Genomic DNA, 9234 nt, shown 5'->3' with positions numbered 1-9234 from the left:
GTATCGGTGGCGGCGGCGGTGGCGGCGGATTTTGATCCGTCGATCCGTTTCAAAATAAATCTGAGGGGCGGCATCCGCGCAACGCGAATGCCGCTCCTTTTTATTTGATTCCGACACCGTCGACATTTCGCACGAAACGAATGCGATGAACTGTTCGCCGTGATCGCGCGTAGTGGAAGGTATGGACAGTCTAGGGGGATTCCGGTTACCTTTACGGTCCATCCCTGGAAGCTGGTCAGACGTCGTTCCACTTGGAAGACCGGCTTGTCCGGCGGGTTCCCCTAGTGCGGCCAAGCCACGGCCGCGCGGCCGAGGTCGTTCCCCGGAGCGCTGGCCGCGTAGAACACGGACTGTTCCTTCTATTGTTATTCCCGCTGAGCTGAAATGGGCGTCGGCGTTGCGACTTTGGCCGTTTTGATGCACTAGACCGGCGCTTGATCGCCGCAGGGAGATAGAACCAACGATGAGTCAAGACGCTCGGCCGGCCATGATCGAGGCCATTGGCCTGACCAAGTATTACGGTGAATTCGCCGCCATCGACGACGTGACGTTCACGATCCCCAAGGGGGAGGTCGTCGCGTTCCTGGGCCCTAACGGCGCGGGCAAAAGCACGACGATGAAAGTGCTCACCGGGTATCTGGCCGCGACGGCCGGAACCGCGAGGATCGCCGGCCACGACATGGCGACCGATCGCCTGGCCGGCAGCCGTCGACTGGGGTATTTGCCGGAAAACGGGCCGCTCTACCCGGACATGACGCCGCGCACGTTGCTGGGCTTCTTCGCGGACGCCCGTGGCATTACCGGAGCGCGACGTCGCGAACGGATCGAAGCCGTGATCGACCAGTGTGCGTTGGGCGACGTGATCGGCAAGCCGGTCGGCAAGCTTTCGAAAGGCTACCGTCAGCGGGTGGGCATGGCCCAGGCGCTGCTGCATGAGCCGGACGTGCTGATCATGGACGAGCCGACGGCGGGGCTGGACCCGAACCAGATCCGCGAAGTGCGCGACAACATCGTCCGCCTGGGCAAGGACAAGACGATCCTGCTCTCGACGCACATTTTGCAGGAAGTACACGCGATGTGCAGCCGGGTGCTGTTCATCAGCGAAGGGCGCTTGATGTACGACGGCCCGGTCTCGAAACTCGTCGCAGACGGTCGCCCGTTGGAAGAACACTTTTACGAATTCACCGCGCCGAAGACGGAACAGCAGTTGGCGGGGTGACCTGCCGTTACGCTGACGCCTGCCAAGAGTGGATTCGCCGCCATATATTGCCAAGGACTTGAAGTCATGCCGCCGTTTCTGATTTCGCTGGGTTGCATCATCGGCTTTTTGGCCGTGCTGGGTTGCGTGTGGTACTTGCTGGTGCGCGGGCTGGCGACGTGGAAGCGGGCCGCCTACGCCGTGTTGAAGCGCAACTTCGTCAGCTATTTCAGCAACCCGACGGGCTACCTGTTCATTTGCCTGTTCGTGTCGCTGGGTTCGCTGTGCGCGTTCTGGCCGAATGAGTTCTTCAACTCGAACCTGGCCAATTTGGACCAGCTGAATCAGTATTTGCCGCTGGTGATGTTGATCTTCATCCCGGCGATCACGATGAGCATCTGGGCCGATGAGCGCCGGCAGGGAACGGACGAGTTGTTGTTGACGATTCCGGCCGCTGACACGGATATCGTGCTCGGTAAATACCTCTCGACCGTGGCGATCTTCACGGTTTCGCTGATGTTCTCGCTGTTCTCGAACTTCTTTGTGCTGGGCGTGCTTGGCAATCCGGACGTGGGGCTGTTTATCGCCACTTATGTCGGCTACTGGTTCATGGGCCTGGCGATGCTGGCCATCGGGATGGTGGCTTCGTTCCTGACCGGCAACCTGACGGTCGGCTTCATTCTGGGCATTGCGTTCAACGCTCCCTTGGCGTTCGCGTCTTCGGCGAACGTGATCGTTTCGACGAGCGACTGGACGAACGCGATTCGCCGCTGGAGCCTGGCCGAACGGTTCGTCGATTTCGGCCGCGGCGTGATCAGCCTGTCGAGCGTGTTGTACTTCGTGGCGATCGCCGCGGCGATGTACTACTTGAGCGTGGTGCTGATTGGCCGCCGGCATTGGCTGGGCGGCCCGAATGCGGCGAATCTGGTTTGGCATTACTTGGCTCGGATTGTTTCGATCCTCGTCGCCGTGGTGGGCATTAGCGTGATCGCGCAGGCCTTCGACGCGCGGCAGGATGTGACCACGGAGCGGCTCACCGCGCTGTCGCCCAGCACGCTCCAATTGCTCAAGAATCTGGATCGCCCGGTGCGAATCGACGCCTATGTCAGTCCTTCGGTGCCGGAAGAATACGTGCCGACTCGTTTGGAACTGCTGGCGAAGTTGCGCGAGTTTGACGCGCTCGGCGGGGAGAAGGTCGACGTGCATGTGTACGAGACGGAGCGGTTCAGCCAGAGCGCCGAACTGGCGAAGGACCGGCACGGCATCGAAAGCCAGCAAGTGATTTCCCACGAGCGCGGGGCGATCGCGGTGGAGGACATTTATCTGGGCGTGGCGTTTTCGTCCGGACTGGAAAAAGTCAAAGTGCCGTTTTTCGAGAAGGGTTTGCCGGTCGAGTACGAGTTGATCCGCTCGGTCGCCACGGTGAGCGAGCAGAAGCGCAAGCGGCTGGGCGTGTTGATGACCGACACGCCGCTGTTCGGCAGCTTCAATCAGATGACGTTCTCGATGTCGGAAAACGAGCCGATCATCAACGAGTTGGAGAAGCAATACGAAATCGTGCGCGTCAATTCGGACCAGCCGATTCCCGACGATCTGGACGTGCTGCTGGCCGTGCAGCCTTCGTCGCTTGGTCCGGAGGGGATGCAGAGCCTGGTGAACGCGATCCGCGCTGGGATGCCGACGGCGATCTTCGAAGACCCTTACCCGATGACGATGCAAGTCGCCGCGACGAGCGCCCCGCGCACGCCGCCGGGGGGCATGAATATGATGCAGATGCAGCAACCGCAGCAGCAGCCAAAGGGTAATATCCAGGAGCTCTGGGATTTGCTGGGCGTGGAATTTGGCGACAAAGACGTCGTCTGGCAGGACTACAAGCCGTATCGCAAGCTGAGCGACTTGCCGCGCGAGATCATCTTCGTCGACAACGCTCAACCGGGCAACGCCCAGGCCTTTAGTGGTCAGGACGAGATCACGTCGCAACTCCAGCAGCTCGTGTTGCTGGGCCCTGGCGCGATTCGCCAGCGGACGTCGTCGGACCTGCAATTCGAGAAACTGGTCACGACCGGTTTACGCACCGGCACTTTGGACTACGAGGCGATCGCGGCCTCGCGCAATCCGTTTGGCGGCGCCACGGAACCCCCGAAGTACAACAACACGTCGCAGAACTATGTCATTGCCGCGCATATCAAGGGTAAAGCCAAGGCGCAGGCAGTGCCGATGTACGCCGATGATCCTGCCGCGGAGACCACTGCGGCGCCGTCGACGGATGTTGCGGCGCCCGCGGCTGCAACGGCCGAAACGCCAGCGGCGACGCCGGCCAAGAAGCGCGACGAGATGAACGTCGTGCTGGTGAGCGATATCGACATGCTCGGAAGGCAGATTTTTGCACTCCGCGCGCAGGGCAAAGACCCGGCTGCCGAAGTGAACTTCGAATTCGACAACGTCACTTTCGTGTTGAATACACTCGACGATCTGGCGGGCGACGACCGCTTTATCGAGATTCGCAAACGTCGCGCGGCCTATCGCACGCTGGAAGCGATCGAAAAGCAGACCGGCGTGTTTCAGGAAGAGGCCATCGCCGAGGTGACGGCCTATAACGAGAACTTCGACAAGAGCGTCAGCGACGCCAAAGCGCAATTCGAAACTGAGTTGGACAAGGTTCGTAAGGACACGAGCCTCGACCCGCGGCAAAAGCGGATCATGATCGAAGCCATTCAGGAAACCGGACAGCGTCGTCTGCTGGCGAAGACTGATGAGTTGAAGCGACAGAAGGACGACAACATCGAGCAGGCGGAACGGAAAGCGCAACTGGAAATCACCAGAATTCAGAATCGCTATAAGTTCCTGGCGGTTTCGCTGCCGCCGATTCCGCCGCTCGTGGTGGGTTTGATCGTGTTCTTCAATCGCCGCGCCCGGGAACGGGAAGGCGTGTCGCGAAATCGATTGAGGATGACGTAGCGGGGAAACGCGGAGGTCGGAATGCGGAATTGCTCGCATGAGCATCCAGCATTCCATGTTGCTGGTATTGAATCGCTTGAAATCGCCGGAGATGGTTCCATGACTGAAAACGCCAAGACGCTTCTCTTCGGCGCTACTGCAATTGTATTGGCGGCAGTGGCATTTCTCGTCACGCGCCCCGCGTCGTCGCTGAGCACTGCCGGGAACGGCGTGGGCGAGCTGTTGTATCCGGACTTCAAGGATCCGCTTTCGGCGGGAAGTCTGGAGATTTTTTCGTACGACGCCGAGACGGCCACGCCCAGCGACTTCCGCGTGGCGCTGGTGAACAATCAATGGGTAATCCCGTCGCATGAGAACTATCCGACGGACGCCGAGAAGCAATTGGCCGGCGCCGCGGCGAGCGTGATCGATCTCAAGATTCTGGAGATCAAGTCGGACAATTCCAACGAACACGAACTGTACGGCGTGCTGGATCCTGACCCGGCGAAGAACGAAATCAAGTCCGGCGCCGAAGGGGCTGGCGTGAAGGTGGCGCTCGACAACAAGTCGGGCAAGCCGATCGTGCGGCTGATCATCGGCAAGGAAGATCCCAGTCAGTCGGGCGTTCGCTTCGTGCGCCGCGAGGGGCAGGACACGGTCTATTTGACGAAGATCGACACGGCGAAGCTGACGACGAACTTCGAGACGTGGATCGAACCGGATCTGCTGAAGGTCAATTCGTGGGACATCACGTCGATCGACCTGGACAACTACTCCATCAACGAGGCGGCGCGGAAGCAGGAGGACGTTATCAAGCTCGGCGACCAGTTGTCGCTCACTTACGATGACGCCGCGACGGAGAAGCGCTGGAAACTGGACGGCCTGCAAGAAGGCGAAGAGTTGAACGAAGAGCGGCTCAATGAAGTGCGCGATGCGCTCGACGATTTGCGAATCGTGGACGTCCGCCGCAAGCCGGCCGGACTTACGGCCGATTTGAAAACGTCGGAAGGGATCGCGCTGAACGACGAGGCAATCGACTCGTTGCAGCAGAAGGGCTTCTTCGTGCTGGACGGCTCGCTGAAATCGAACGAAGGCGAAGTGATCGTCGGCACGAAGGAAGGTGTTGAGTACGTGCTGCGGTTCGGGGAGATCGCGGCCGACTCCGCGCCGTCGCCTGCGACGAAGCCCGGCGAGGAAGCGGCGGCAACGGGGCAGAATCGTTACATCTTCATTGTCGCGCAGTTCAACCCGGACCGCATTGAGCCGCCGAAGTTGCAACCGCTGCCGGGCGAGGTTCAGCCGGAACCGGCGAATGCGGAAGCCGCGGCCGAAACGGAAGGCGCGGCCCCGACGGAGCCGGACGCAGAATCCGCGACGGAACCGGCGGCGGATGCCGCCACGGAATCGACCGAGCAGCCGGCGAACCCGAATGCTTGCCAGGAGGCTGCGCCGGTGGAAACAGCGGTGGCCGAAGACGTGAGCACCGAGGCAGCCAGCGAACCGGTGCAGCCCGCCGATGCCGCGGCCAAGGCGCCGGACGACGTCGCCGCCGACGCGGTGAAGCAGCGCATTGAAACTGAGAACAAGCGGGCGCAGGAGCTTTACGATCAGAAGGTCAAAGACGGCCAGCAGAAGGCCAAGGATTTGAACGATCGCTTCGCAGACTGGTACTACGTGATTTCGGACGAGATCTACAAGAAGATCAAGGTCACGCGGGCGGACATCATCAAGGGCGCCGACCCGCTGACCGGCGAGAAGAACGTGCTGCAAGAATTCGAAGATCTCAAGAATGCGCTGCCCGCGGCGCCGGTCGCTCCGGCCGAGGGTGACGTCCAAAGTGATGCAGCGACAGAGCCGGAACCGGCGCCTGAAGCGCCCAATCCGTAGGGCGCGGCTGGGGCGCGTGGAGTTTCGCAGCTAAACAGCGACACGTCGTCCAACGACGAAATCATTTGTGACAAGAATGTAGGCCCGCCGGTTTGACCCCGGCGGGCCTTACTTTTTTTGTGTTCCCGTGCTGGGCGATTTGCGCGCGTTTGTGCATCTGAACCAACTTGCGTCACGCGCGGCCCGCCCTACGCCCTTGAAATAAAAGCCGTTTGGCAACTACGCGCGGCCTGAGCGGGGGGCAATAATCAGGCTTGGTTGGGCGAACATAACAGAAACGGAGGCGGCGCCATGACACGATCGCGGTACTTCGCAGTGGGCTTTTTGTTTGCGGCATTCGCATATGGCTGTGCGAAGCCGCCGGCGCCGACGGCGTCCACTAAATCCGCTGAGGCGCCCGCCAGCGAACCGACGGCCACCGAAGCGAATGCGCCGGCGGCCGCGGCGCGTCAGCCCGAGAAGATTGGCGCGAAGTATTTACCGAATGCGATTCGTTTGCACGAGAAGGTCATCTCCGGCGGGCAGCCGGATGGCGAGCCGGCGTTCGAAGAGTTAGCAGCGTTGGGCGTGAAGACCGTGATCAGCGTCGACGGCGCCACGCCTGAGGTGGAATTGGCTAAGAAACATGGCCTGCGTTATGTTCACTTGCCGCACGGCTACGACGGCATTCCGGAAGAGCGGGCGCAGCAACTGGCGAAGGCGGTCCGTGATCTTCCTGGGCCGATTTATATTCATTGTCATCACGGCAAGCATCGCAGTCCCGCGGCGGCGACCGTGGCTTGCGTGGCGACGGGCTTGATTCAGCCGAGCGACGCCCTGGCGGTACTCAAAATCGCCGGCACCAGCGAAAACTACCGCGGGCTCTATCAATCGGCCGAGAGCGCGCGGCGATTGGACGACGCGCTGCTGGATGCATTGATCGTGGAATTTCATGAAGCGGAGAAAATTCCGTTGATGGCAGAATCGATGGTCGCGGTGGAGCACACGTTCGATCATTTGAAGTCGATCGCCGCCGCCGGCTGGAAGCCGACTGCGGACCATCCGGACATCGATCCGCCGCATGAGGTGTTGCTGCTGCGCGAGCATTTTACCGAGCTATTGCGCACCGACGAGGTACAGAAGCAGCCCGAGCGTTTCCGACAACTGTTGACGGAAAGCGAGACAGCGGCCACGGAGTTGGAAACGGCGCTTCGCGCGGCCACCGAAGCAATGCCGGCCGATCTCAAGTTGCTGACCGAGAAATTCGACGTGATTTCGAGGAACTGCACCGCCTGCCATCGCGAGTTCCGCGACGTGCCGCTAGGGGAGAAGTAGGGCGGCGGCCGTCGTTTCTTGATGAATTTTTCGCGGCGCCCTCATGCCGAGGTCATGGACCTGGGTTACAGTGGAGCGGTAGCCCGCCTTGCGCGTTCCCGCCTCGCAATCCCCCCCTCCGATGGAGCACCTGCCGCCATGGGCGTTCAGTCACGTCGTGATTTCTTCAAGCATGCCGCGTTGCTGTCCGGAGCCGCTGGCGTGGCGGGCGCGTTGCCGGCTTCGATTCAACGGGCGTTCGCGATCGATCCCGAGCCGGGGAGCACGTTTCTCGACGCTGAGCACGTCGTGATTCTGATGCAGGAAAATCGTTCGTTCGATCACGCCTACGGCACCTTGCGCGGCGTGCGCGGGTTCAACGATCCGCGGGCGATGACGCTCGCCAATGGCAATCCCGTCTGGGCGCAGACGAACGACCAGGGCGAAACGTATGCGCCGTTTCGATTGAACATCAAGGACACCAACGCCACGTGGATGGGATCGCTGCCGCATTCCTGGACGGATCAGGTCGACGCGCGGAACGGCGGGAAGTGCGACCGTTGGCTGCAAGCCAAGGCGTCCGGCCATGCGGAGTACGCGGCAATGCCGCTGACGATGGGCTACTACGATCGCGAGGACATTCCCTTTTACTACGAGCTGGCCGATGCGTTCACGATTTGCGATCAGCATTTCTGTTCGTCGCTCACCGGCACGACGCCGAACCGGCTGTATCTGTGGAGCGGCACGGTGCGGCCGGAACAGCGCGCGGATTCGCACCCGAAGCTGTTCAACTCGGAGGCCAACTATGGCGCCGAGGTTTCGTGGACGACGTTTCCGGAGCGGCTGGAGGATGCGGGCGTCTCGTGGCGCATTTATCAGAATGAATTGAGCGTCGGTTCCGGCTTGGATGGCGACGCCGACGCCTGGCTGGGCAACTTCACGGATAACTCGATTGAATTCTTCGCGCAGTATCAGGTCCGCTTTCTGGAAAGCCGGCGCAAATGGGTTCGCGAGCGCGCCGGGACATTGCCTAAGGAGATCGCGGCGCTGGAGGCCAAGCTGAAAAACGCGGGCGCTGTCGAACTGGTGCGCGAGCGTCGGCGATTGGAGCGCATGAAGTCGTACTTGGCGGAGATCGAGCGCGAGTTGCCGGTCTACACGCAGGAAAATTGGGACAAGCTGACGGAACGGCAGAAGAACTTGCATCAGAAGGCGTTCACGACGAACACCGGCGATCCCGACTATCATTCGCTGGTGGAATTGAAGTATACGGACGGGGACGTCGAGCGCATCGTGAGCGTGCCGAAGGGGGACGTGCTGCATCAATTCCGGCAGGACGTGAACAACGGCAAGTTACCGACTGTCTCCTGGCTCGTGGCGCCGGAGGCGTTTTCCGATCATCCCGGTTCCGCATGGTACGGCGCGTGGTACATCGCCGAGGCGCTGAACATCCTCACGGAAAATCCGGAGGTTTGGAAGAAGACGGTTTTCCTGCTGACGTACGACGAGAACGACGGCTACTTCGACCACGTGCCGCCGTTCACCGCGCCAAATCCGAAGAAGCCGGAGACTGGCCGCGTGTCCGCGGACATTGACGCGAGCGTGGAGTACGTCGAGTTGGAACAGGAATTGAAGCACAAAGCGCCGGGTGATTCGCGGGATAGTTCGATCGGCTTGGGATATCGCGTGCCGCTGGTGATCGCTTCGCCGTGGAGCCGCGGCGGCTGCGTTTGTTCGCAGGTGTTCGATCACACGTCGCCGCTGCAGTTCCTCGAGACGCTGCTGAAGCACAAGACGGGCAAGGCGATCAAGGAAGAAAATATGCCTCCTCACCAGAATCTGTGGGTGAATTCCGGCTCGGGTAGGCGTCCGAGGTTGTGATAGAGGGCGGTTTCAATGGCTTCGTAGGTGCGGAAGCC

Annotated in this window: 5 protein-coding genes; all 5 read left to right on the top strand. The window is 61.0% G+C overall.

Going from position 1 to position 9234, the window contains the following annotated elements:
* The first annotated feature begins 463 nt into the window (after positions 1–463).
* The 5 genes from SGJ19_01890 to SGJ19_01870 all read left to right on the top strand — a co-directional run bounded on the left by SGJ19_01890 (position 464) and on the right by SGJ19_01870 (position 9196).
* Positions 464–1219 carry an ATP-binding cassette domain-containing protein gene (locus SGJ19_01890; GenBank protein ID MDZ4778988.1) on the top strand — a complete coding sequence of 252 codons (756 nt, stop codon included), beginning with the start codon at positions 464–466 and terminating at the stop codon, positions 1217–1219.
* 66 nt (positions 1220–1285) lie between these two features.
* Complete coding sequence (locus tag SGJ19_01885; GenBank protein MDZ4778987.1) at positions 1286–4156, top strand: Gldg family protein; 2871 nt, start codon at positions 1286–1288, stop codon at positions 4154–4156.
* A 99-nt stretch (positions 4157–4255) separates the two neighbouring features.
* Positions 4256–6022 carry a DUF4340 domain-containing protein gene (locus SGJ19_01880; protein MDZ4778986.1) on the top strand — a complete coding sequence of 589 codons (1767 nt, stop codon included), beginning with the start codon at positions 4256–4258 and terminating at the stop codon, positions 6020–6022.
* 291 nt (positions 6023–6313) lie between these two features.
* A complete protein-coding gene (locus tag SGJ19_01875; protein ID MDZ4778985.1) occupies positions 6314–7336 on the top strand; it encodes a hypothetical protein in 1023 nt (340 codons plus the stop codon).
* A gap of 138 nt (positions 7337–7474) precedes the next feature.
* Positions 7475–9196, top strand: coding sequence for a phospholipase C, phosphocholine-specific (locus tag SGJ19_01870; protein ID MDZ4778984.1), 1722 nt, complete (start codon positions 7475–7477; stop codon positions 9194–9196).
* Positions 9197–9234 lie beyond the last annotated feature (38 nt).

The organism is Planctomycetia bacterium (assembly GCA_034440135.1).
Classification (GTDB): domain Bacteria; phylum Planctomycetota; class Planctomycetia; order Pirellulales; family JALHLM01; genus JALHLM01.
This window is presented reverse-complemented; position numbering and strand designations above follow the sequence as displayed.